This window comes from Nocardia sp. NPDC004860 (genome assembly GCF_040609015.1).
Taxonomy (GTDB): domain Bacteria; phylum Actinomycetota; class Actinomycetes; order Mycobacteriales; family Mycobacteriaceae; genus Nocardia.
In genome coordinates, this window is record NZ_JBEXJI010000020.1 from 60,105 (window position 1) to 83,408 (window position 23,304).

Genomic DNA, 23,304 nt, shown 5'->3' on the forward strand with positions numbered 1-23,304 from the left:
CGCACGCCCGCCGGCACGCGTGCGCGGCGGGCGACGGCTCTTTGCCGGGCGCTGAAGTTCCGGGGAGGCGGGGGAGCTCTCAGCTGTGCGCTGAAGTCTCGGGGAGGCGGGACAGCCGGATCTCGGCGACGGCGCGGCCGAACAGCTTCTTGCCCTCCGATGTCGCGCCGAGGACGACGGTGGCCGCGCCCCGGGCGGCGTCCACCGATTTCACCTTGCCGGTGAACTCGACGATGGTCGGGGCGGTCGGCTCGACCGGCACGAAGCCGGAGAAGCGGACGCTGAACTTGCCCAGCGCCGACGGATCGCCCAGCCAGTTCACCAGGTAGCCGGCGGTCAGGCCCATGGTGAGCATGCCGTGCGCCACCACGGTGGGCAGGCCGACCAGGGTCGCGGCGGTGTCGCTGAAGTGGATGGGGTTCGGGTCGCCGGAGACGCCCGCGTAGTTGACCAGGTCGCCGCGGGTGACCGGCACCTTGGCGGCGGGCAGCTCGGTGCCTGCGGTCAGGGTGGCGGCGGTGGGGATGGTGTGGACCGGCTGCGGCGGGGCGGGGGCGGCCAGCTCGGCGACCTCGTCGGGGGCCAGCAGAATCAGACCGGTCGGGTCGCCGTCGAATTCGCCGGGCTCGACCACATGGCCGTGCATGACCACGCCCGAGACCGTCTCGACCGTGGCCGGATCGATCTCGACGCCCTTGCGGGCCACGATGGTGGTGGTGGCGACCAGCACCGGCAGCGCCTCGGCATCGGTGAGGGTGACCTTGACGGTGATGAAGTCGTTGTCGCCGAAGCTGCGGATGTTCTCGACGACGACGTCCACCCCGAGGCGGTCCTCGGCCAGGATCGGGCGGTAGTACTCGAAGATCTGATCGGTCTGCAGGATCTGCGAGACGTCGTACTCGGTGAGCACCGATCCGATCAGCGAGCGGGTGGTGGCCGCGCCGATCACCGACGCGAAGGTCGGGGAGGCGAGCAGGCCGCCGTAGCCGAGCGCCGCGGCGGCGGCCTCGGTGTGGTGACCGGGGTGATCGTTGCGCACCGAACGCGCGAACTCGCGGATCTTCTCGCGGCCTACGTCGTAGTGATCACGGACACGGAAGTGCCGTCCGACCAGCTCGGCCGCGGTGGCTTCAGTAGCCTCTGCCGTTTCCGGCATGGTGTTCAGCTCCCTGCAAATCGAAACCCGGTGGGCCCGCACCACTTCTGCCGGGCACTGCCCGCACGAATCAGGCAATGTCCTGGACGGTGTACAACCGTTGAAGTGCCGGAATGGCTGGCCCAGACAATCCGGCACACTCTACCGACGTGCCGGACTGTTGACCAGGTCTTTGTGATGTTCATCGCGACCGGGGCCGCAAATGCGTCAGGAAATTTTCCGGGAGCCGATCAGTGCCCGTTCTGCGGGTCGCACACCTTCCACGAACCACCCTCGTTGCGCAGATCGAAGGTGCGTGCGGACGTCTTCGACGGGTCCGCCGCGGTGTACACGGTCGCCTGCGCCAGCGCGGCGTCGCCGGTGATCTGAATGGCGTCGACGCTCTTCACCTGGGGAATGCTCTTCTGGTCCTGCGAGGTCTTGTACACGCTCGCGAACTGGTCGGCCGAGATCTTCTGGTAGAAGTCGTGCTGCGCACCGCAGGTCACGGCCCGCAACGTGTCCAGATTCCCGGACTTCAGCGCGTCGGTGTACGTGGTGATCGTCTTCTGCACCAAGGCTTCCGGCGAGTTGTTGTTCTGGTGCTTCACCACACCGAACACCACACCGGCAATGGCGATCACCGCGATCACGGCCGCCGCCACGATGATCCACAGCTTCTTCGACACACCGCGCGCCGCCGCGGCCCCATCGGCCGCCTCGGCGGCGGCCGGTACCCGCTGCGGCTGCGCCAGAATGCGCGGTCCATCCGCCTGAACATCCTGCGGACCGGCCTGTCCCGGGCCACTCGGCACCGGACCCTGCGGCACACCCTGCGGCACGTTCGGTCCCTGCGGCGCCTTCGGTCCCTGCGGCACGCCGGGTCCCTGCGGTGCATGGGGGCCCGGTGCGCCCGGTCCCTGCGGGCCGCGCGGTCCCTGCGGCGGCGCACCCGCTCCGACCCGCTGCGGCGGGGCGATGCGCGGCCCGCCGATGGGCTGACCCGGCGTGGTCGGCTGCATATCCGCCGGTGACGGCGCGGTCGCGGGCCGGCGCGGCCCCATCGGCGGCCGCGGCGGCGACGGCCGGGTCTCCTCGACCGGCGCGTCCGGCGCCGGCGCGTTCCCCTTCGGACCCACATTCCGCGGCCCCGCGTTCACCCGCGGCGTCTGCGGCGGCTTGCTGACCGCCCGCCCTTGCGGCCCCGACACCCGGATCTTCTCGGTCGCCTGGTCCCCGGACACGATCGGCAATGCCGTCGTGGCGTCATCCGCTGGACTCGGAACCTTCTTGATCACAACGGTTTTCGCGTCCCCGCCGGTGGCGTCGCCGGAATCGCCGTCCGGCTTCGCCGCGGAATCGCCCGTGCCGCCGGCCTTCTCGGCCGCCGCGTCACCGTCCTTCGCCTTACGGGCATCCTTCGACTTATCGCCGTCCGCGGTGGCCTTGCCATCCTCCGGCTGCGAATCCGCCTGCGGCATCCCCTCGGTGGGAACATCCTGCGGCGCGGGCTTCCCCTGCGCCGTATCGCTCGCCGCTCCACCCGGCTTCCCGGCAGCCGCCGGCGCGGAACCGGCCTTCGCGGCCTCGCCGCTCGCCGCCTGCCCGGGTTGCTGAATCCGAATCAACTGGGTGGTCGCATCCGCCGCGGCGGCCTCGCCCGCGGCAGACTTCTCCCCGCTCGGCCGCTGAATCGGAATGAACTGCGTAGGAGCATCGTCTGTCGCCGCCTGCCGGCCCGGCCCGGACTGCTCCGCGCCGGTCGGCTGTCCGCCGGCGTTCTGTTGCGAGGGTGCGCTGGAACCCTTGGGGCCGGCCGGGGAGGTCTGCCCCGCCTTCGCTCCGGGAGTCGAGGAGGTGTCCGGGCGCTGCGCATCGCCTGCGGCCTGTGCCTTCGTGCCGGGTCCGGATTGTCCAGCGCCAGTGGACTTCTCAGCGGCTGCGTTCGATGGCGTCGACGCGTTCGCGTCCGGGTGGTTTGTCTGTCCCGCTGCGGGTTGGGCGGCCTTCGGGGCGCCCGGTCGCGGTGCGGCGCCCGCGGCGGGAGCCTGTTGGGCGGGGGCGGATTGCCGGGCGGCAGCGGCGGCGGGCGGGTTCTGCTTGCCGGCCGGGCCGGGGGCCGCGGGCCGGGCGCTCGAGGTGCTCTGGGGTACGAATTCGCCCGAGCCCTGGCGCGCGGCGGCCGGGGGTCGGCCGCCCGGGGTGTTCTGCGGGACGGGTGGCTGGATGCGTCCGGCGGACGTGGGGGTTTCGTAGTGGATGGTGGCGAAACCGGCCGAGGACTTGGCGGTGGGAATCACTTCCGTGGCCGCGGTCGGGGGAGCGTCGTTTTCGCGGGCATCGCTCGGTGCGCCGGGGCCCTTCGCGGGGTTGCCCGCGGCGGGGCCGCTGGGCCGGGACGCGGACTGGTCGGTCGGAGTCTTGGGGGCGGCGGTGTCCTCGGCGCCGGATGCCGAGTTGGCAGGACCCTGCGGCTGCTGGTCGTCTTTCGGGTCGGACACGCGCTACACCCCTTGCTTCGGCGGAACTGTGATTCGACGGTCAGCCTACTGAGCATTCCGGACGGCGGTGCAGAATGATCGGCATGACCTCCTTCGGCGATCTACTCGGACCGCAGCCGGTCCTCCTCCCGGAAAACATCGACGCGGAGGACGCGCTGCTCCAGAAACAGGACCCGGTGCAGGTTGCCGCGGCGCATCCGACCGCCTCCATCGCCTGGGCCTACCTGGCCGAGGCCGCGCTGGAGCGGGGCGCAGCCGCCGACGGCGAGATCAACCACGACATCATCTCCGCCTACGCCTTCGCGCGCACCGGCTACCACCGCGGCCTGGACCTGTTGCGTCGCAACGGCTGGAAGGGCTTCGGCCCGGTGCCGTGGAGCCACGAGCCCAATCGGGGCTTCCTGCGCAGCGTCGGCGCGCTGGCGAAGGCCGCCCGCGCCATCGGCGAGACCGACGAGTACGCGCGCTGCCTGGACCTGCTCGAGGACTGCGACCCGCGCGCGGCCGCCGAGCTCGGCCTCGACTGAATTGAGCAGCGGCCTGGGCGAAACCTTCGACGCTGCCCGGGAGAGCAGCGTCACTCGTATGCGCAGGGCCGCGGGGCGCGTCCGGTCCTCGCTGCTGCCGATCGTGCAGTGCGCGATCGGCGCGGGCGTGGCCTGGTTCATCGCCCACAATGTGATCGGGCACGAGCGCCCGTTCTTCGCGCCCATGGCCGCCATGATCTCCATCGGCCTGTCGTTCGGTGCGCGGCTGCGCCGGTCGGTCGAGCTGATCGTCGGCGTGGCCGTCGGCATCGGCATCGGCGACCTGTTCGTCTCCCGGGTGGGCACCGGCGGCTGGCAGATCGTGCTGCTGGTGGTGATCGCCATGTGCACCGCCGTCTTCCTCGACGGCGGCCCGGTCATCACCATGCAGGCGGCCAGTTCCGCGGTACTGGTGGCCACGCTCTATCCGCCCGGTCAGGGTGGTGCGTCACTGCGCATGATCGACGCGCTGGTGGGCGGTCTGGTCGGCATCGTGGTGGTGGCGGCGATCCCGCTGCATCCGGTGCGCCGTGCCCGGGAGCAGGCCGCCGGGATTCTCGAGGTGATGGGCAAGGCCCTCACCGAGTGCGCGGACGGCCTGCTCGAGCAGGATGCCGGCAAGATCAAGACGGCGCTCGAGACCGTGCGCGGCACCCAGGGTGCGATCGATGCGATGCGGAACACCCTCGAGGGCAGCCGGGAGATCATTCGAATCTCTCCGCTGTACTGGAACTCTCGCTCCCGCCTGCAGCGCCTGCGGCAGGCCGCCGACCCGCTCGACAACGCGGTCCGCAATACCCGCGTGCTGCTGCGCCGCGCGCTCACCTCGGTGCGCGACGACGAGGTGCTGAATCCGGGCCTGGTCGCGGAGGTCGAGAAGCTCGGTCAGGCCGTGGATGTGGTGCGCCGCATGATGCTGGCCGACCCGGACGAGAAGCCCGATCCCGCCGAGGCGACCCGCGTGCTGCGCTCGGTCGGCAAGGGAGCGACCAAGGATCTGGTGACCGGGGCGGGCCTGTCCGCCCACGTGGTCTTCGCCCAATTGCGTTCCATCGTCGTGGATCTCATGCAGGTGTGCGGGATACGAAGGCTCTCCGCCATGGCGCTGCTGCCGCCGACCGTCCCGCATCCCTATGTCACGCCGATCGACTGATCCATCGTCCGCCCGGATCACGGGTAGGTCCGAGACCGGGATTGCGGGTATGTCCGATTCGCCTGCGGGGGCCTGCTCTTGATCTTCGGGTAGTCCGCTACTCGCGTCGAACCGGTTGCGTCCCTCTACCGTTCGTATCAGGCCGGATTTACGAGGGGTAGTCCGGTTCCGGACTCGCAGCGACGGGTGGCAACGGTTTCTCCGGACCGATGTCGTTGCGATGGGCCGCCCGCGGCACCGGGTCGTCCGGGCGGCCCACCCGGGTCAGAGCCAGAAGCGCGTCAGCGCGCTGCCCGCCGACCACCAGCCGCCCGGCAGCCCGGACAGTTCGAACAGCGCGTTGATCGCGTCGAAGAAGAGCCGGTTGAGTTCGGGCGTGAACAGCAGCGCGAACAGGATCAGGATGCCGAACGGCTTGATCTGATCCAGCGACCGCCGCGTCTGATAGCTCAGCGACGGCTCCAGAATCCCGTACCCGTCGGTGCCGGGAATCGGGATGAGGTTCAGCACGGTCGCCGTAATCTGCAGGAACGCAAGGTAACTGAGCCCGAACCAGAATGCCGCGTGCGAATGGGTGCTGCCGTAGAACCGCACGATCACCAGCAGCACGATCGCGCACAGCGCGTTCACCGCGGGCCCGGCGCCGCTCAGGATCCGCTGTATCCGCGGGCTGAAGTTGTGCGAGTGCACGTACACCGCACCACCGGGCAGCGCGAACCCGCCGAGCGCGATGAACACCACCGGCAGCGCGATCGACAGCAGCGGATGGCTGTACTTGAGCGGATTGAGGGTCAGATACCCGCGCATCTCCACTTCGCGGTCCCCGGCCCGCCACGCCACAAACGCGTGCGCGAATTCGTGCAGGCAGATGGACACGATCCAGCCCGCTACCACCAGGATGAAAACGCCGAATTGGGCCTGGCGCGAACCGTAGTCGGCGTCCCAGGCGAGCGCCCCGCCCGCCACCGTGATCACCACGACCAGTAGGAACACCGGACTGGGCCGGACCGCTCCGGATGCCCGGCCCACCGCGCGCGGGTAATTCACCTGATACTCCCAACTGGTCGGCTCTGCTGTACGCCGCTACCCATTCTGGGGGTGAATCAGCGAACCAGCAGCCAAGGTTCGTGGTGCCGATAGAACGTGGAGCGCTTCACCAGCCGATCGGTGGTGATCCCGTCGCGGGTGACGATGGCGCCACTGGTGCCCAGCTGCATGGCGCGCCCCTCGACCCAGCGCTTCTTGCGCAGGCCGCGCTGCACGGTGGCGTGCAGGCCGGGCATCTCCAGCATGGGCGAAACATGCAGTGCCGCGACCTTTCCCGTGAACAGCCGGGTGTCGTCGACGTAGGCCTCGCCCTCCAGCTTCGCGCCCGCCTCGCCGACCAGGGTGGCGCGGCCGATCAGCACCTTGCCGGTGTCGTCGCGAATCAGCGGGGTCGCGATGGCCTTGCCCTCCAGCGCGCGCTTGGCGGCGGCGGAGCCGGTACCGGTCTCGTAGGCGCGGGAGCCGTAGGTGCGATCGATGGGCACATAACCGATTTCGACGCCGAGGCGTTCGGTGCGCATCAGATGGGTGAGGACCGCGGCCAATCCGGCATCCTCACCGAGCACGATGAGCCGGGGCAGGCTGTCGGCGGCCATGACCGGCAGCAACTCGTCCAGAGCGCCGGTATCGGGAATGGCGGAGGTCTGGGTGAGGGGCAGGGATGCCAGCGCGATGGGAACAGGCGCGCCGTCGCAGCGGAGAACATGGGTACTCAACTGCCGAACACCCTCCTCTGGCTTGCCAACACCTATCCGCCTCGCTGCATATCCGATGGACCCCCGCCGGTCCCTCTCCCCGTGCCACCATAGCCCTGTCTCATTTGCCACGCTGTCCTCGCTGCGCATCCGTTACGTGCCCGATTTGCCCTACGCTTCGCCGCTTCGCTCCCGTATCCGCTCCGAGCGCCGGGAGGCGGCGCGCAGTCCAGACCGAGGCGGGCCGCGAACTGCGGGTATGCCGCCTCGCGGGACTCATGGGGGACTCCCGTAAAGTGTGCCTACGGCCACCGCCTTCTGACGGCGGGTAGCTGCAGCACCAGAGGGGCTGCGCGTCGAACCCGTAGGAGACACTCACATGCCGGCAATCGTGCTGATCGGCGCCCAGTGGGGCGACGAGGGCAAGGGCAAGGCAACCGATCTGCTCGGCGATCGGGTCCAGTGGGTAGTTCGATACCAGGGCGGCAACAACGCGGGTCACACCGTGGTGCTGCCCAATGGTGAGAGCTTCGCGCTGCATCTGATCCCGTCCGGCATCCTCACCCCGGATGTGACCAACGTCATCGGCAATGGCGTGGTGGTGGATCCGGGTGTGCTGCTGGCCGAACTCGCCGGTCTGGAAGAGCGCGGTGTGGATACCTCCCGCCTGCTGCTCTCGGCCGACGCGCACCTGATCATGCCGTACCACGTGGCCATCGATAAGGTCACCGAACGCTTCCTGGGCAACAAGAAGATCGGCACCACCGGCCGCGGCATCGGTCCCTGCTACCAGGACAAGGTCGCCCGCGTCGGCGTCCGCGTGGCCGACGTGCTGGACGAGAAGATCCTCACCCAGAAGGTCGAGGCCGCACTGGAATTCAAGAACCAGGTGCTGGTGAAGATCTACAACCGCCGCGCGCTGGACCCGCAGCAGGTGGTGGACGAGGTGCTGGAGAAGGCCGAGGGCTTCAAGCACCGCATCGCCGACAGCCGGCTGCTGCTCAACCAGGCGCTGGAGCGCGATGAGATTGTGCTGCTGGAGGGTTCGCAGGGCACCCTGCTGGACGTCGACCACGGCACCTACCCGTACGTCACCTCCTCCAACCCGACCGCGGGTGGCGCGGCGGTGGGCGCGGGCGTCGGCCCGAACAAGATCACCACGGTGCTCGGCATCCTGAAGGCGTACACCACCCGCGTGGGCTCCGGCCCGTTCCCGACCGAACTCTTCGACGAGTCCGGCACCTACCTGGCCAAGACCGGCGGCGAGGTCGGCGTCACCACCGGCCGCGCCCGCCGCACCGGCTGGTTCGACGCCGTGATCGCCCGCTACGCCACCCGCGTCAACGGCATCACCGACTACTTCCTCACCAAGCTGGATGTGCTCTCCAGCCTGGACACCGTCCCGATCTGCGTCGCCTACGAGATCGACGGTGAGCGGGTCGAGCAGATGCCCACCACCCAGACCGAATTCCACCACGCCAAGCCGATTTACGAGGAAATGCCCGGCTGGTGGGAGGACATCTCCGGCGCCCGCACCTTCGAGGAGCTCCCCGCCAACGCCCGGGCCTACGTCGAGCGCCTGGAAGAACTGTCGGGCGCACGGGTTTCGTGCATCGGCGTCGGCCCCGGCCGCGACCAGACCATCGTCCGCCACGATCTCCTGGGGTGAGCTCCCCCGCCTCCCTGTGACTTCAGCGGGACACCCAGCAAGGCAGTGCTGCATGCCCCCCCGGTACCCGCATGATGCCCTGAGACGGCCCGCGCCCGCCGCGATAGCGGCGGGCGCGTGTTTTCCGCTCAGCGACAACTGATTTCGCAAGATGCGGGTAACTCACCGGGTACGACCAGAATTGGTTCCGCACCCAACGCAGGCACGGGCGCCGAACCCACGACGGCACTCAGCTGCCCGCTGAAGTCCCGGGGAGGCGGGGGAGCGGCGTCAGTAGGTGATCAGCGGGGCGAGCGGGTCGGCGGCGTGCGGGTTGAGCGCGGCGGCGGCCGCCGCGATGGACTTCACGGCGACTCGCAGGTCGGATTCCTCGTGGGTGAAGGGGAGGCGGATGAAGCGTTCGAAGGCGCCCTGGACGCCGAAACGTGGTCCGGCGGCGAGCAATACGCCGTGGTTGGGGGCGGTGGCGGCCAAGGCGGTGGAGACCGGGGCGGGGAGTTGGGCCCACACGGACATGCCGCCGACGCCCTCGGTGACGCGCCAGTCGGGGAGTTCCTCGGCGAGGGTTTCGAGCAGCACCGCGCGGCGGGAACGGAGCTGGTCGCGGCGGGTGGTGAGGATTTCGTCGGCATTGCGGAGCAGGTGGACGGTGGCCAGCTGGTCCATGACGGGGGTGCCGAGGTCGACGGTGGAGCGGGTGCCCAGGAGTTTGGTGATCAGGGCCTGATTGGCGCGGACCCAGCCGACGCGCAGGCCGCCCCAGAAGGACTTGGAGGCCGAACCGATGGTGACGATCTCCGAATTGCGGGCGAAAGCGGCGGCGGGGGGCGGTGATTCGAGGTCGGTGAGGTTCAGATCCACCATGGATTCGTCGACGATCACCGTCATGCGGGTCTCGCGGGCGATGGCCGCCAGCTCCGCCCGGCCCTCGGCGTCGAGCAGGTGACCGGTCGGATTGTTGAAGTCCGGAATCAGATAGGCGACGCTGGCCGCGGTCTGCCGTGCGGCACTGCGGATTCCGTCCAGATCCCAGCCGTCCGGGCGCATGGGCACCGGCACCGGGCGCGCACCCACATCGCGAATCGCCTCGATGGCGTTCGGATAGGTGGGATGCTCGATGAGCACGCGCTCGGCCGGGGTGGTGAGCACATTGAGCAGCAGCCGCAGACCGTGCTGCGCGCCCAGGGTGATGAGGATCTGGTCCGGCTCGGTCGGCAGCCCGCGCTCGGTGTAGCGGCGGGCCAGCGCCTCGCGCAGCATGAGCACACCCACCGGGTCCATGCCGTGGGTGCCGAGATAGGTCGGAAGTCCTTGCAGGGCAAAGGAGTACGCCTCGGTCATCTGCGGCGGGGCGGCCATGGCGGCGTAGGTCATGTCGATGGTCGGCAGTTCCGGCTGCGCCATCATGGCCAGGATGCTGCGCGCGGGCTTCGCGCCGTCGTGCACCACGGTCGGCGGCAGCGCCACGGTGCTGCGCGAGCCCTGGCGGCTGATCAGGTAACCGTGCTCGCGCAGCAGGGAATACGCGGAGGTGACGGTGGTGCGGCTGACCGCGAGGGCGGTGGCCAGATCGCGCTCGCTGGGCAGCGCGACGCCGAGCGGCGCGCGGCCGTCGTGAATGAGCAGGCGGATGCTCTCCGCCAGTGCCACGTAGGCGGGCCGCGTCGAACGCTTGCCGTTGTCGGCGGGGGCGCCCGGTTCGTCGTTCCGCCACCGGCCCAGGTCGCGCGTCAGACTGGCCGCGCCGATCACTCGTGTCGCCATACAGGCCAGTATCGGGGTACTGGATATTTTCTTCAAGTCCGGACCGGAGCCACTATGGGCTCATGGTCGCTCTGCTGGTCTCCATTCTGATCGTCGCCGCTTTCGCCGGTCTCGTGTACCGGTATGCGCCCAAGCCCGGTGAGCGCTGGGGTGAGCTGCTGGAGCGGTATCGCCCGCATGCTCCCATGTCGGACTGGTCGGTCGCCGAATATGAAGCGTCCCGGCAGTATTCGGACCTCGCGGCCGTCGCGTCGCTCCGCCCGGATGCCTACCCGCCGGCTCCCGCGCGGCGATTCCGTCGCAGCGCTCCGGCCGTGGCCGCCCTGTCCACCATCCCGTGCCGAGGGGAATCAGTCCAGTTCTAGCCAACTGGACTTGAATCGGATTCTTGTCGGTGCCACCGTGCACACTGGCCTCATGTCCGCCCCGGCCCGACCCCTGGCGTCGGCGGCGCTCTTCGATACCGCGATCGGCGTGTGCGCCATCGCGTGGAGCGCCACCGGCGTCCTGCGCTTCGCCCTTCCCGACCGCGACCCCGCGGCCACCCGCACCCACATCCTGCGCCGCCACCGCCTGGCCGACATCCACGAGGCCGAGCCCACCGCCGAGCTGGCCACGGCCATCGACCGCATCCGCGCCCACCTCACCGGCGACCTGGACGACCTCCGCTGGATCCCCCTGGACACCAGCGCTTTCAACGACTTCGACCGCGCCGTCTACGAGGTGACCCGCGCCATCGACCCGGGTCACACCCTCAACTACGGCGCGGTCGCGAACCGCATCGGCGCCCCCGGCGGCGCCCAGGCCGTCGGGCAATCTCTGGGCCGTAACCCGATCCCCCTGATCATCCCCTGCCACCGGGTACTGGCCGCCGACCACGCCCTGCACGGCTTCTCCGCCCCCGGCGGCCTCACCACCAAACAGCGCCTCCTGGAAATCGAGCGCACGCCAGGCTTCGGCGAGCCCACCCTCTTCTGACCACTGCCATATGGAATGCATCCCACCGAAAGCCCGGTGCGGATGCCCTGTATCGCCGGAAGGTGTGCGTCAGAGCGCGCCGCCCAGGAACCCACCCAGCGCCGCGCCTCCCGCGCCGACCACAGCTCCCCCGGCGAGTGCGGCCGGGATGCCCGCGGCCGCGGCTCCAGCGGCAGCGCCGACGCCTGCGCCGATCAGCGCCCCACCGGCCGTGCCGCCCGGGACGTCGATCGGCGCGGCCCACGGCGCCAGGACGGCACCGGCCGAACCGAGCCCGAATCCGACCGCAGCGCCGACGCCCGCGCCGATCGCACCGCCGACTGCCGCACCGAGCAGCGCCGCCGGAACGCCCGCACCGAGGGCGCCGATGCCCCCGCCGATCGCCGCACCGCCGAGGGTGCCCGCGGCGATCTTGTCGGAGCGGCTCGGGTTGACGCCGATGGAGTTGAGGCCGGTGGCCAGGCCGGCCTCGGTGTCGGCGGCTGCGCCGTTGACGGTGTCGACGATGGTGTCGGGCAGCTGATCCGGGGCGGGGGTGCTGAAGTCGCCGATGCGGACGGTGCGCGGGGGCGGGGCGATCGGGAGGACCGGGTCCACCACCGCCGGGGCGTGCAGGGTTCGGAAGTCGACCGCCGGTGCCGCTTCGTGATTCGGGATCGGGCGGAAGTTCGAGGGGATCGGGTAGTCGGCCTGCGACGGCGACTGTGGTTGCGGCAGTGGACGATTCGGCACGGTGACGCCGGGCTGCGCGAGGCTCGGACGCGGGCGGGGGCGATCTCGGTCATGGGCCGGGAGGGCCACGCCCGGCTGGGCGGCGCCGGGGCCCGGGGCGGACTGGACGGAACTCGACGTACCGGCGCTGCCCGCGGCGTCCCGGGCAGCCGCATCGGGCTGCGGATTCGCTTCCGGGGCACCGGTATCGGCCGGGGCGCGGGTGCCACCCGGCTGCACGGCGGCCAGGGTCGGGCTGCCCTGCGCCGACTCGGCCAAGTGGTCACTCGTATTCGCGCAGGCCACTGTCAACGCCAGCGGAACGACGCCCGCGACGATCACCCGCCGAGCCACGGTGCCCTTCACTTCACGATCCCGACGGAGCATGCCGAAACACCTGCCTTCCGAACATATTTCGTTGCGCCGGTCCCGAGACCGGCCATGACTACCGGTTATTCGCGGGAACCCCTGGCTCGGCTTGCCCGTGCACCGGCCCTATCCGCATCGACGCAGATCAGCGCCTCGAATTGGGGGTGCGAAGTTGCATTCCGCCGGACGAAATCGAGTGGGGGAGCGGCTGGAAGGCCCCGCTGGCCGCACCGGTGCCGGCGGGGGCCGCGCAGGCGATGGCCAGGGCCGGCAGCAGGAGGACGCCGGCGGCCGGGCGTCCGGCGTGGCGGAACACGCCGGTATTCATTTATCGATCCGGATCAGGTCAGCTTTGCTGATTTGCCCGACGGCGTCCCCCCGCGCATCAATTCCGCCAGCGCCTCCCGATCGGTGACGTCGAGCTTGATGCACGCCCGGTACAGGTGCCCCTCCACCGTCCGCACCGAGACGGTCAGCCGGTCCGCGATCTGCCGGTTGGACAGGCCGGCCGCCACCAGATTCGCGATCTCCCGTTCGCGCGCGGTCAGCGGCAGCGGCTGCGCGGACTGCCGCAGCGCCGGGGTCGACGCGCCACCGCAGGCGGCCGCCAGCCGATTGGCGGTTGCCGCGGATTCCAGCAGTCGCCGGCGGTCACCCGCCCGCTCGTGCGCGGAGGCGGCCTGCGCAGCCGCGTCCGCCGCGGAGAGCAGCGCCCCGATTGCCTCGAATTCCGCTGCGGCGGTGTCCAATCCGGTTCCGTCGTGGGCCGCGACCGCCACCGCGTGCCGCGCCTGCACCTGCACCAGCCGCCCGTCGATGCGGGCCGCGAGATCCGACAACCGCCCGGCGACCGACTGATCGCCGAAGCGGGCGGCGGCGTGCAGCGCCATGGCCTCGATGGCGTGCTGGTGGGTGCGTGCGGCCAGATCCGCCGCCCCCAGCGCGAGCCGTACGGCCGGCGTCGCGGTGCCCTCGGCCGCCGTCTGCATGGCCCGCACGAGTTCGAGCAGCGGTTCGTAAACGGCACTGTGACGCCCGCCTCGCAGGGTCGCCGCCGTAATGGCTTCCGCCGCTTCGGTGGGCCGTCCGAGCGCCGAGTACGCCTCCGCCAGCCGCAGTTGGGCCGGGAACATCCAGGACGCCGCGCCCTCGGTGGTGAGCGCCGCGAGCGCCTGCTCGAGATTGTCGATGCCCTGCGGGAACTGACCCTGCGCCACGTCCACGGTGCCCTGCAGGATCTTGGCCATGCCCCAGGCCAGATATTGGCCGGGGGAGGAGAACGGGTAGGGCGTATTCGCGCATCGGCGCGCGGCTTCCAACTCGCCGATGAAGGTCAGGGCCAGTACTTCCGCGTGTGCGGAGATGAATCGGTTCAATCCGTCGATATGCGACTCCACGGCGTGCGAGCGGGCCGCATACTGCCGGGCGGCTTCACCGCGTCCCATGAGCGCGAGGGCGAGTCCGCCACCGAAGGCAGCCCAGTACACCGCCCACGGTGGCGCGTCCGGGGCGGACATGACCGGCTCGGCGAGAGCGAACGCGTCGTCGATCCGGTTCTCGTTGACCGCGCACGCGGAGGCCAGAGCATCCAGTGTCGCAATAATTTTCGGATGTGTGACCCGGTGCCGCACCGATTCCAGCACGGTATCGGCGCGATCCGCGTCGCCCATGGACCACAGCAGGTTCGACACCCGGGTGCTGCCCCAGCGCGCCAGCTGCACCTCGTTCATCTCGTCCGGATCGAATCCGGCCAGTGTGCGCTCGGCCTCTATGCGATGCCCCTGCCACAGCAGCGCGCGGGCCAGCAGGTCAGCGGCCTCCACCCCGCCCTGGCGTTCCACCGCCGCGCGCGCGAACCGTTCGCCCAGAGGCAGATTCGCCAGCGCGATGGCATCCGCGGCCGCCGCCTGGAAGAGCTCGAGATCCGCGGATTTGTCACTGTCCAAGGCCAATTCGGCCAATCGGATGCGCTCGGACGCGGAGTTGATGGGCCGGTCCCGGAGCGAGGAGTAGAGCCGCCCGCGCAGCCGCCGCGCCGACGCGATACCCAGCCGCCGCCGGATCACCTCACCGAACAGCGGATGGTTGTAACGCACCAGCAGCTGATGGCTGTTCTCGACAATCCTGATGAGACCGCGTGATTCGGCGGATTCCACCGCCTCCTCGCCCGCGAGTTCGGAGAGCACGTCCAGGTCGATGGGCTCGCAGAAGGTGAGCAGTTCCAGCACCCGCAGCACCGGCTCGGGCAGCTGCTCGACCCGATCCTCCAGCAGCGCAGCCAATTCCGAGGTGACGGCCGCGCGCCCGCGCAGTTGCCACACCCCGCTGACCTGCCGCAGCGTCCCGGCCTCCAGCGCGCCCTCGACCAGGTGCCGCAGGAAAAGCGCATTGCCGCCGGAGGATTCCCACATCAGGTTGGCGGTGAAGCCCTCCAGCTGCCCGCCCAGCATGGATTCCACCAGTTCCACGCTCTGGCGCTGGGTGAACGGCTTCAGGTCGATGCGCAGCAGGTGCCCGTCCTTCCACAGCGAGGTCACCGCGTCGGGCACCTGCACCCCGCTGCGTACGGTGCACACGATGTGCGCGGCCTTGTCGATGGCCAGCTGCAGCAGCAGGGTGGCCGAGAGCTGGTCGAGCAGATGGGCGTCGTCGACGCCGATGATGGTGTGCCCGTCGGCGAGCAGCGCCTCGCGCGCGGCCGCCATGAAGGTCACCGGATCGTGGGCGGTGTACACCCCCACCATGTGCGCGAAGACCCCGAGCGGAATGCTGCGGGCGGATTCGGTGCCCGCGACCCAGCGGATATTGCCGCCGACGGCGGCGGTGGCCTGCCGCGCCAGCGTGGTCTTGCCGACCCCCGCGTCACCGGTGAGCACCGCCCCGACGAACTCGTCGCCGGTGAGTGCCGACCTGATCGATTCGAGTTCTTTCACCCGCTCGACCATCGGCCAATTCCGAGCCATGGCTCAACTGTAGATGGCCCGACCCGCCGCGGCAGCGGGAACGAAACCCCCGGAGCCTGCGGCTTTTATTCGTTGACCAGCCGTAATCCGGGCGTGCGGGCCTGGCGGCGGTCGACCAGCCAGACCATGACGGTCTGGTCGGCGGCCGGATCCAGGGTCTCGACCTCCACCTCGACCGCCCCCCGGGCCGGGTGCTGAATCTTCAGCACGAGGGATCGGAAATCGGTGAGCCGGTGCTCGCGCCAGCGTCGCTCGAACTCCGGGTGGCGGTTCAGGGCGGTGACGACGGCCTCGACCGACGGGTCGTCGGGGAACCGGGTGGTGGCGGCGCGCAGCGACGAGGCAGCCATATCGGCGACGTCGGACCAGTTCAGGAAGGTCTGCTGGGCGGCCGGATGGGCGAAGACGTAGATGGCGAAGTTGCCGTGCGCCTCCGCGTCGAACATGCCGAGAGGTTCGGCGAAGGCGCGGAAGGAGGGGTTCCCGGCGAGCAGGTTCAGCCAGCGCCCGAGCACCAGCGCGGGTGTCGGCTGCAGGGCGTCGATGACCGCCTGAATGGTCTCGGAGACCTGTTCCCGGGCCTGCCCGGAGGCGGGGCAGGAAGCCTTCTGTTCCAGCCCGAGGGCCAGCTTGCCGAAGTGGTGTTTCTCGATCTCGTTGAGCCGCAGGGCTTCCGCGAGGGCGGCCAGCACGGCGGTGGAGGGGTTGGTGTCGCGTCCCTGTTCCAGGCGGGCCAGGTAGTCTGCGCTGACACCGGCGAGCGCGGCCACCTCCTCGCGGCGCAGACCGGGTGTGCGCCGTCGCCGCCCGGCGGGCAGTCCGACGTCCTCGGGCTGCAGTTGCGCGCGGCGGGCGATCAGGAACTCGGCGAATTCGGAACGGGACACCCTTCCATACTGCCTGGTCCTGGTTCCGTTATCCGCGCCCTGGCAGTCCCCGGATAACCACGGTGTGGATAAGCGGACCGGAGTCCACTTAGAGTGGTTGACATGACGACTTCCGAGCAGACCACTCTCGCCCCCGGCTCCTGGACCCTGGACGCCGCCCACTCCTCGGTCAACTTCACCGTGAAGCACCTGGGCATCTCCAAGGTCCGCGGCCGCTTCAACCGCTTCGAGACCGGCTTCGTGGTCAACGAGGCCGGCGAGGCCGCCATCGAGGCCACCATCTACTTCGACTCCTTCGACACCGGCAACGAGATGCGCGACGGCCACGTCCGCAGCGCCGACATCCTCGATGTCGCCAACCGCCCGCACCTGACCTTCCGCGTCCCCGAGCCCGTCGCCCTGAGCGAGGAGTTCGAGGTCACCGGTGAGGCCACCATCGGCGGCATCACCAAGCCCGTCACCCTCGAGGTCGAGTGGGGCGGCGTGCAGGTCTTCCCGCAGGACAACAAGGAGCACGCCGGCTTCACCGCCTCCGGCACCATCAAGCGCAGCGAGTTCGGCGTCGCCCCGGGCATGCCCAACGCCATGCTGAGCGACAAGATCGCCATCGAGCTCGACATCCAGCTCGTCGCCCCGTAAGTCCGGGAGCTACCCGCCGCATCGGAAAAGTCAACGCCCCCTGTGGAATTCCATAGGGGGCGTTCGGCCGTGCGCGGAAGGTCAGTCCGCCCAGACCGTTTCGATCGGGGTGCCCTCGTTCGGCGGCGGCGTCGGGATGCCCGCCGGCGTGCGCGAGAAGCGCGGGGCCGGGGCGTGCTGCACGACGCCGTCGATGTCGATCAGCCCGGTGCGGGCCTGGATGTGCGGATTCTGTTCGGCCTCGGTGAAAGTCAGGACCGGGGTGGTGCAGGCGTCGGTGTGCTCGAAGACCGCCCACCACTCGTCGCGGGTTTTGGTCTTGAACTTCTCGGTGAACAGCTTGCGCAGCTGGTCCTGGCCGTTGGGGTCGAGCTGGTTGGGCAGGCCCTCGGGCGAGATCTCCAGGCCCTGCAGCAGTTCCGCGTAGAACTGGGGCTCGATGCAGCCCACGGCCATGTACTTGCCGTCGGAGGTCTCGTAGGTGTCGTAGAAGGCCATGCCGGTGTCGAGCAGGTTGGTGCCGCGCTCGTCGGACCACAGGCCGACGCCCTTCATGCCCCAGATCATGTGCGAGAGCGCGAGTGCGCCATCGATCATGGCGGCGTCGATGACCTGGCCCTTGCCGGAGTTCTGGCGTTCCACCAGCGCGGCCAGGATGCCGAAGACCAGGAACATGGAACCGCCGCCGAAGTCGCCGACCATGTTCAGCGGCGGCACGGGGCGTTCGCCCTTACGGCCGATGGCGTTCAGCACACCGGTGAGCGAGATGTAGTTGATGTCGTGTCCGGCGCGGTCGGCCATCGGGCCGTACTGGCCCCAGCCGGTCATGCGTCCGTAGATCAGGCGCGGATTGCGTTCCAGCGCCGTGTCGGGGCCCAGCCCCATGCGCTCGGTGACGCCGGGCCGGAAGCCCTCGAGCAGCACGTCGGCCTTCTCGATGAGCCCGAGCACCTGCTCGATGTCGGCGGGATCCTTCAGGTTCGCCTCGACGATGGTGCGGCCGCGCCACTGCGGACGCTCCATGAAGCCGGGCAGCATGCCGGGCCGCTGCACCCGCACCACGTCGGCGCCGAGGTCGGCGAGCAGCAGCGCCGCGTGCGGACCGGGGCCGATGCCGGCCAGTTCAACAACCCGGATGCCCGCGAGCGGGCCCTGCTTGGCGGTGGATGGAGTGCTCACGCCCTACCTCGGTTCGTCGTCGAATCCTGCGCACCGGCTCACACACCGGTGTTGACGGTATGACAATAACGCGAAGTCTCCGCGGCCCTCAGCGGGTGGCCCGGTGCGCTAGCGATCGATGATCGGCAGCGGCAGGGTGGGCGGGGGCGGGGGTCCGGGGAGCTCCGAGCGCGGCAGCCGCAGGGTGGGCGCTTCGCCCGCGGCCCGGCGCATGGTCGGGTTCGGGTCCTCGAACAGGCGTTCCTTGGCGGGCAGCCCGTAGAACGCGCGGGCATTGTCCTCGAGCACCCGGTGCAGATCGGAGCCCACGGCGTCGGCGAGCAGCGAGATATCGGAGTCGCGGAACGGCCGTCCGGCCCGGGTACCCGGCAGGTCGGTGCCGAACATCAGGGCCTCGGGGTTGACGGTGTGGATCTTGCGCAGGGCCGAGCCCACATTCATCGCCACCCGCCCGAAGCCGGAGGCCTTCACCTTGGCCCCGCGGTCGACCAGGTTGAGCAGGTAGGGCAGGCAGTCGTCGGACATGCCCAGATGGTCGATCGACAGCTTGGGCAGCTTGGTGATGACCGGTTCCAGCGAGCCCAGCATGGACCCGTCGATGTAGAGCTCCACATGCCAGCCGGCCAGTTCGTAGGCCCGCAGCGCCAGCATGGTGAGCCCGACGATGTCGCCGCCCGCGCGCTTGAGATTGAACCGGATGGCCCGCACCCCGGCCCGGTTCAGCTCGAGGATCTCCGCGTCGGTGGCGTCCACGTGCAGATTGGTGACACCGACCCAGCCCTCGCCGAGTTCGGCGAGGGCGGCCAGCAGATAGCTCTGATCGGTGCCCTGGAACGACCCGCTGACCACGGCGCCACCGTCGATATCGAAGCGGGACATGCGCTTGCGATAGGCGGCGATGGTGTACGGGTCGGGCAGGTAGCCCTCGTTCTCGACCAGCGGGAACCGCGGATCGAAGATGTGGAGATGGGCATCGAACACGTGATCAGCATGCCTCAGAACGGTGACATGTGTGGACAACCTTGTCCGGCAGCCGGATTGGCGCTGGTCAGGACACCTTGCCCGGCGCTGGTCAGGAAACCTTGCCGGGTTCGGAGGCGGCGAGCATCTCGTCGCGCTCGACGACCTTGACCCGCTCTCGGCCCTGCGGCTCGCCCAGGGCGCGCTCGTGCGCGTCGAGGCGGTACCAGCCGGCCCAGGTGGTGAACGGGATGCCCTTGTGCTCGAGGAATTCGGTGACCGCCTCCAGCTCCGGCCGCGCGGCCGGGGTGAAGTTCGGGGCGTCGTCGAGCAGGCAGGCGATGGTCTCGTTGGCGTCGCCCTTGGTGTGGCCGATGAGGCCGACCGGGCCGCGCTTGATCCAGCCGGTCACGTAGGTAGCGGGCATGTAGCGGGCCGCGCCGTCGGCGTCCTCGTCGACGAGCACGCGCCCGGCCTCGTTGGGCACGGTGCCGGCCTGGTCGTCGAAGGGCAGCAGCGGGATGTTCTGCGACAGGTAGCCGACCGCGCGGTACACGGCCTGGATGTCCCAGTCCTTGAATTCGCCGGTGCCCTTGCAGTTTCCGGTGCCGTCGAGCTGGGTGCGCTCGGTGCGCAGGCCCACGACCTTGCCGTCGGCGCCGATGATCTCCGACGGGTTCTCGAAGAAGTGCAGGAACAGCTTGTGCGGGCGGTCGCCGACATCGCGGATGGCCCACTGCTCCAACGTATTGCAGATCATGTCGACCTGCTTGGAGTGGCGGCGCGCGGCCTCGGAGCCCTCGTCGTAGTCGATGTCCTCGGGGTCGACGATGACCTCGATGGTCGGGGAGTGGTCGAGTTCGCGCAGCTCGAGCGGGGTGAACTTGGCCTGGGCGGGTCCGCGGCGGCCGAAGACGTGGACCTCGAGGGCCTTGTTGCCCTGCAGGCCCTCGTAGACGTTCGGCGGGATCTCGGTGGGCAGCAGTTCGTCGCCGGTCTTGGCGAGCACGCGGGCCACGTCGAGGGCCACGTTGCCGACACCGAGGACGGCGACCTTCTCCGCGTCCAGCGGCCAGGTGCGCGGCACGTCCGGGTGGCCGTCGTACCAGGACACGAAGTCGGCGGCGCCGTAGGAGCCGTCGAGGTCGATGCCCGGCACCTCGAGGGCGCGGTCGGCGTTGGCGCCGGTGGAGAAGATGACCGCGTCGTAGAACTGACGCAGGTCCTCGAGGGTGATGTCGACGCCGTAGTCGATATTGCCGAGCAGGCGGACCTGCGGCTTGTCGAGGACCTTGTGCAGGGCGGTGATGATGCCCTTGATGCGCGGGTGGTCGGGCGCGACGCCGTAGCGGATCAGGCCGAAGGGCGCGGGCATGCGCTCGTAGAGGTCGATGCTCACCTCGGCATCGGACTTCATCAAGGCATCGGCGGCGTAAATACCGGCCGGGCCTGCGCCCACGATCGCAATGCGTAGCGGGCGGGTCGCTGCACTCTGTTCGGTCATTCTTCCGCGCACCCTTTGGGTCGAAACTAACTTGTCGTCAAAACTCAGCCGTCGTTCTTAGCTTAGGCTAAGTTGACGCCCTGGCTTCGGTGACCGCCGTTGGCCCCCGACGCTGCAGCGTTGCTGCGTAGTCTTGCTATTCCCGCGCCTGGGGCGGAAATTCTGCTGATTCTATCGATGGCGGACGAGGCCCTTCACGCGCAGGGCCGTGAACTGTGGGAATGCCGAGGCCCGAACCGTGGGAAGGCCGTGCCGGGCGGACGGCGGCGACCAGGCATGATCTACCCATGAGCGACGCCGAGGAGACAGCCGGGGAGACATCGGTTCCGATCGATCAGAACGAGGCCCGCAGCATGTGGCCGTTCCTGGTCGCGGCGGGCGTCATCGCGGTCGTGATCCTGGGCATCGTGATCGCGGCGCTGGTCTCGCCGGTTGAGAAGAATGTCACAGATTCCGATCGGCTCGCGGTGGCCGCGGGCAACTTCATCAAGTTCCGTAGCGACAACGGCAAGTACGATCCGGCCCTGTCCTGCAAGGGATTCGACGAGAACGCCTCTCCGCTGAAGAGTGCGGCCGCGACCGCGGGGACCATCACGTTCGACAAGCTGGCCGACCCGGCCGTCGACGGCGAGAAGGCCACGGCGCAGGTCACTTTCACCGTTGCCGGCGCCCAAACCACCTCGACCTGGCACTTCGCCCGGGAGAATTCCCGCTGGTTGGTCTGCAATTCCTGACAACGGCCGAAGTCGCGGCCGGGGTTTGACAGTGGGGCCGTTTTTTCGGCAGTCTCAACCCAGGTCATGAGTACCAGCGTCAAGCCCCGGCTGGCTGGTCGGCAACCCTCCTCCGCGGTGGGGTGCTCCGGGTGACGACCTGGCCTCGCATCGGACAGCGGTGCGGCAAGTGCGGATTCACAGGAGGTACAAGTGAGCTACGCGGGTGACATCACGCCGAAGCAGGCGTGGGAACTGTTGCGCGACAACCCCGATGCGGTGCTGGTGGATGTGCGTACCGAAGCCGAGTGGCGGTTCGTCGGGGTGCCCGACACCAGCGGCATCGGCCGGCCGACCGCGCTGATCGAGTGGGTGGACGTCTCCGGCACGCCCAATGCCCGTTTCACCGATCAGCTGAAGCAGGCGCTCGGCGATCGCGGCCAGGACTCGGCCGCGCCGGTCATCTTCATCTGCCGCTCCGGTCAGCGCTCCATCGGCGCGGCCACCGCCGCCACCACCCTCGGCATCGCCCCGTCCTTCAATGTGGTCGACGGCTTCGAGGGTGCGCTCGACGGTCAGGGGCATCGCGGCGGCACCGGCTGGCGGGCCGACGGCCTGCCCTGGCGTCAGTCATGAGTTTCGTGTCCGGCCGGATCGCAGGGAGGCAGTCATGATCACCGGTGGTTCCTTCGACAAACCGCTCCCCGAGGGCGTCGGCCCCGCTACGCAGGCCGTGCGCGGCGGCACCCGGCGCTCCGGGTTCGACGAGACCTCCGAGGCGCTGTTCCTCAATTCGGGTTTCGTCTACGAGAGCGCCGAGGCGGCCGAGGCGTCCTTCACCGGCGATATCCAGCACTTCGTCTACTCCCGCTACGGCAACCCGACGGTCGCCATGTTCGAGGAGCGGCTGCGCCTGATCGACGGCGCGGAGGCCTGTTTCGCGACGGCTTCCGGCATGTCGGCGGTGTTCACCGCGCTGGGCGCGCTGCTCGCCGCGGGTGACCGCCTGGTGGCGGCGCGCAGCCTGTTCGGCTCCTGCTTCGTGGTGGCCAACGAGATCCTGCCGCGCTGGGGCGTGGAGACCGTCTTCGTCGACGGCGAGGATCTGGACCAGTGGGAACAGGCGCTGTCGGTGCCGACCCAGGCCGTCTTCTTCGAGACCCCCTCCAACCCCATGCAGACCCTCACCGATGTGCGCGCGGTCTCCGATCTCGCGCACGCGGCGGGTGCGAAGGTGGTGCTGGACAATGTCTTCGCCACTCCGCTGCTGCAGCGCGGCTTCGACCTGGGCGCCGACATCACCGTGTACTCGGGCACCAAGCACATCGACGGGCAGGGCCGGGTGCTCGGCGGCGCGATCCTCGGACCGCAGGACTACATCGACGGCCCGGTGAAGAACCTGATGCGCCACACCGGTCCGGCGATGAGCCCCTTCAATGCGTGGACCCTGCTCAAGGGTCTGGAGACCATGCCGCTGCGCCTGCGCCAGTCGGTGGACTCCGCGCTGAAGATCGCCGGGTTCCTGGAGACGCATCCCGCCGTGGCATGGGTGAAGTACCCGTTCCTGTCCTCGCACCCGCAGTACGAGCTGGCCAAGCGTCAGATGTCCGGCGGCGGCACGGTGATCACCTTCGAGCTGAAGGCGCCGGAGAACGAGGCCAAGAAGCGCGCTTTCGAGGTGCTCAACCGCCTGCGCATCGTCGACATCTCCAACAACCTCGGCGATGCGAAGACGCTGATCACGCATCCGGCCACCACCACCCACCGGGCGATGGGCCCGGAAGGCCGTGCGGCCGTGGGGCTCACCGATGGCGTGCTCCGCATCTCCATCGGGCTCGAGGACGTGGAGGACCTGCTCAATGACCTGGACCAGGCGCTGAGCTGATCCGGCGCGAGTCGTCGAGCATTGA

General features: G+C 69.5%; 21 protein-coding genes and 1 riboswitch. Of the genes, 9 read left to right on the forward strand and 12 right to left on the reverse strand.

Going from position 1 to position 23,304, the window contains the following annotated elements:
• Positions 1–79: 79 nt before the first annotated feature.
• The gene (locus ABZV44_RS29960) at positions 80–1,156 is read right to left on the reverse strand and encodes a fused (3R)-hydroxyacyl-ACP dehydratase subunits HadA/HadB (protein WP_354843381.1); all 1,077 of its coding nucleotides are present in this window, start codon (positions 1,154–1,156) and stop codon (positions 80–82) included.
• A gap of 230 nt (positions 1,157–1,386) precedes the next feature.
• Positions 1,387–3,636: a hypothetical protein gene (locus ABZV44_RS29965; protein ID WP_354843384.1), complete on the reverse strand. Its 2,250-nt coding sequence runs from the start codon at positions 3,634–3,636 to the stop codon at positions 1,387–1,389.
• 83 nt (positions 3,637–3,719) lie between these two features.
• On the opposite strand from ABZV44_RS29965, the gene ABZV44_RS29970 reads away from it, so the two are divergent.
• Positions 3,720–4,163: a DUF3151 domain-containing protein gene (locus ABZV44_RS29970; RefSeq protein WP_354843386.1), complete on the forward strand. Its 444-nt coding sequence runs from the start codon at positions 3,720–3,722 to the stop codon at positions 4,161–4,163.
• A 58-nt stretch (positions 4,164–4,221) separates the two neighbouring features.
• The gene (locus ABZV44_RS29975) at positions 4,222–5,316 is read left to right on the forward strand and encodes an FUSC family protein (protein WP_354843389.1); all 1,095 of its coding nucleotides are present in this window, start codon (positions 4,222–4,224) and stop codon (positions 5,314–5,316) included.
• Between the two features lie 264 nt (positions 5,317–5,580).
• Here ABZV44_RS29975 and ABZV44_RS29980 read toward each other — a convergent pair whose 3' ends face one another.
• Both ABZV44_RS29980 and ABZV44_RS29985 read right to left on the reverse strand, forming a co-directional pair.
• Positions 5,581–6,363: a site-2 protease family protein gene (locus tag ABZV44_RS29980; RefSeq protein ID WP_354843392.1), complete on the reverse strand. Its 783-nt coding sequence runs from the start codon at positions 6,361–6,363 to the stop codon at positions 5,581–5,583.
• A gap of 56 nt (positions 6,364–6,419) precedes the next feature.
• Positions 6,420–7,079: a hypothetical protein gene (locus tag ABZV44_RS29985; RefSeq protein ID WP_354843395.1), complete on the reverse strand. Its 660-nt coding sequence runs from the start codon at positions 7,077–7,079 to the stop codon at positions 6,420–6,422.
• A 358-nt stretch (positions 7,080–7,437) separates the two neighbouring features.
• Here ABZV44_RS29985 and ABZV44_RS29990 point away from each other — a divergent pair, with 358 nt between their 5' ends.
• The gene (locus tag ABZV44_RS29990) at positions 7,438–8,727 is read left to right on the forward strand and encodes an adenylosuccinate synthase (protein ID WP_354843398.1); all 1,290 of its coding nucleotides are present in this window, start codon (positions 7,438–7,440) and stop codon (positions 8,725–8,727) included.
• 270 nt (positions 8,728–8,997) lie between these two features.
• On the opposite strand, the gene ABZV44_RS29995 is transcribed toward ABZV44_RS29990, so the two are convergent.
• Positions 8,998–10,491 carry a PLP-dependent aminotransferase family protein gene (locus ABZV44_RS29995; RefSeq protein ID WP_354843401.1) on the reverse strand — a complete coding sequence of 498 codons (1,494 nt, stop codon included), beginning with the start codon at positions 10,489–10,491 and terminating at the stop codon, positions 8,998–9,000.
• A 62-nt stretch (positions 10,492–10,553) separates the two neighbouring features.
• Here ABZV44_RS29995 and ABZV44_RS30000 point away from each other — a divergent pair, with 62 nt between their 5' ends.
• Positions 10,554–10,856: a hypothetical protein gene (locus ABZV44_RS30000; protein ID WP_354843404.1), complete on the forward strand. Its 303-nt coding sequence runs from the start codon at positions 10,554–10,556 to the stop codon at positions 10,854–10,856.
• Between the two features lie 52 nt (positions 10,857–10,908).
• Complete coding sequence (locus ABZV44_RS30005) at positions 10,909–11,469, forward strand: methylated-DNA--[protein]-cysteine S-methyltransferase (RefSeq protein ID WP_354843407.1); 561 nt, start codon at positions 10,909–10,911, stop codon at positions 11,467–11,469.
• 69 nt (positions 11,470–11,538) lie between these two features.
• Here ABZV44_RS30005 and ABZV44_RS30010 read toward each other — a convergent pair whose 3' ends face one another.
• From ABZV44_RS30010 to ABZV44_RS30025, 4 genes are all read right to left on the reverse strand, one after another.
• A complete protein-coding gene (locus ABZV44_RS30010) occupies positions 11,539–12,567 on the reverse strand; it encodes a hypothetical protein (protein WP_354843410.1) in 1,029 nt (342 codons plus the stop codon).
• A 127-nt stretch (positions 12,568–12,694) separates the two neighbouring features.
• Positions 12,695–12,877, reverse strand: a complete 183-nt coding sequence (locus ABZV44_RS30015) for a hypothetical protein (protein WP_354843412.1) — start codon at positions 12,875–12,877, stop codon at positions 12,695–12,697.
• 13 nt (positions 12,878–12,890) lie between these two features.
• Positions 12,891–15,512: a LuxR C-terminal-related transcriptional regulator gene (locus ABZV44_RS30020; protein ID WP_354843414.1), complete on the reverse strand. Its 2,622-nt coding sequence runs from the start codon at positions 15,510–15,512 to the stop codon at positions 12,891–12,893.
• 65 nt (positions 15,513–15,577) lie between these two features.
• A complete protein-coding gene (locus ABZV44_RS30025) occupies positions 15,578–16,399 on the reverse strand; it encodes a helix-turn-helix domain-containing protein (protein ID WP_354843417.1) in 822 nt (273 codons plus the stop codon).
• 102 nt (positions 16,400–16,501) lie between these two features.
• Here ABZV44_RS30025 and ABZV44_RS30030 point away from each other — a divergent pair, with 102 nt between their 5' ends.
• Positions 16,502–17,038, forward strand: coding sequence for a YceI family protein (locus ABZV44_RS30030; RefSeq protein ID WP_354843420.1), 537 nt, complete (start codon positions 16,502–16,504; stop codon positions 17,036–17,038).
• Positions 17,039–17,119: 81 nt separating this feature from the next.
• Here ABZV44_RS30030 and ABZV44_RS30035 read toward each other — a convergent pair whose 3' ends face one another.
• The 3 genes from ABZV44_RS30035 to ABZV44_RS30045 all read right to left on the reverse strand — a co-directional run bounded on the left by ABZV44_RS30035 (position 17,120) and on the right by ABZV44_RS30045 (position 20,681).
• The gene (locus ABZV44_RS30035) at positions 17,120–18,217 is read right to left on the reverse strand and encodes a CaiB/BaiF CoA-transferase family protein (RefSeq protein WP_354843423.1); all 1,098 of its coding nucleotides are present in this window, start codon (positions 18,215–18,217) and stop codon (positions 17,120–17,122) included.
• Between the two features lie 108 nt (positions 18,218–18,325).
• Positions 18,326–19,198, reverse strand: a complete 873-nt coding sequence (locus tag ABZV44_RS30040) for an amidohydrolase family protein (protein ID WP_354843425.1) — start codon at positions 19,196–19,198, stop codon at positions 18,326–18,328.
• 91 nt (positions 19,199–19,289) lie between these two features.
• The gene (locus tag ABZV44_RS30045) at positions 19,290–20,681 is read right to left on the reverse strand and encodes an FAD-dependent oxidoreductase (protein WP_354843427.1); all 1,392 of its coding nucleotides are present in this window, start codon (positions 20,679–20,681) and stop codon (positions 19,290–19,292) included.
• A gap of 287 nt (positions 20,682–20,968) precedes the next feature.
• Between ABZV44_RS30045 and ABZV44_RS30050 the strand changes: the two genes are divergently transcribed.
• From ABZV44_RS30050 to ABZV44_RS30060, 3 genes are all read left to right on the forward strand, one after another.
• Positions 20,969–21,415 carry a hypothetical protein gene (locus tag ABZV44_RS30050; RefSeq protein WP_354843430.1) on the forward strand — a complete coding sequence of 149 codons (447 nt, stop codon included), beginning with the start codon at positions 20,969–20,971 and terminating at the stop codon, positions 21,413–21,415.
• A gap of 62 nt (positions 21,416–21,477) precedes the next feature.
• Positions 21,478–21,593, forward strand: a riboswitch (SAM riboswitch).
• A 14-nt stretch (positions 21,594–21,607) separates the two neighbouring features.
• Complete coding sequence (locus tag ABZV44_RS30055) at positions 21,608–22,030, forward strand: rhodanese-like domain-containing protein (RefSeq protein ID WP_354843433.1); 423 nt, start codon at positions 21,608–21,610, stop codon at positions 22,028–22,030.
• A gap of 34 nt (positions 22,031–22,064) precedes the next feature.
• Positions 22,065–23,279 (forward strand): O-succinylhomoserine sulfhydrylase, encoded by a 1,215-nt coding sequence (locus tag ABZV44_RS30060; RefSeq protein ID WP_354843436.1) that lies wholly within the window; start codon positions 22,065–22,067, stop codon positions 23,277–23,279.
• Positions 23,280–23,304: the final 25 nt, after the last annotated feature.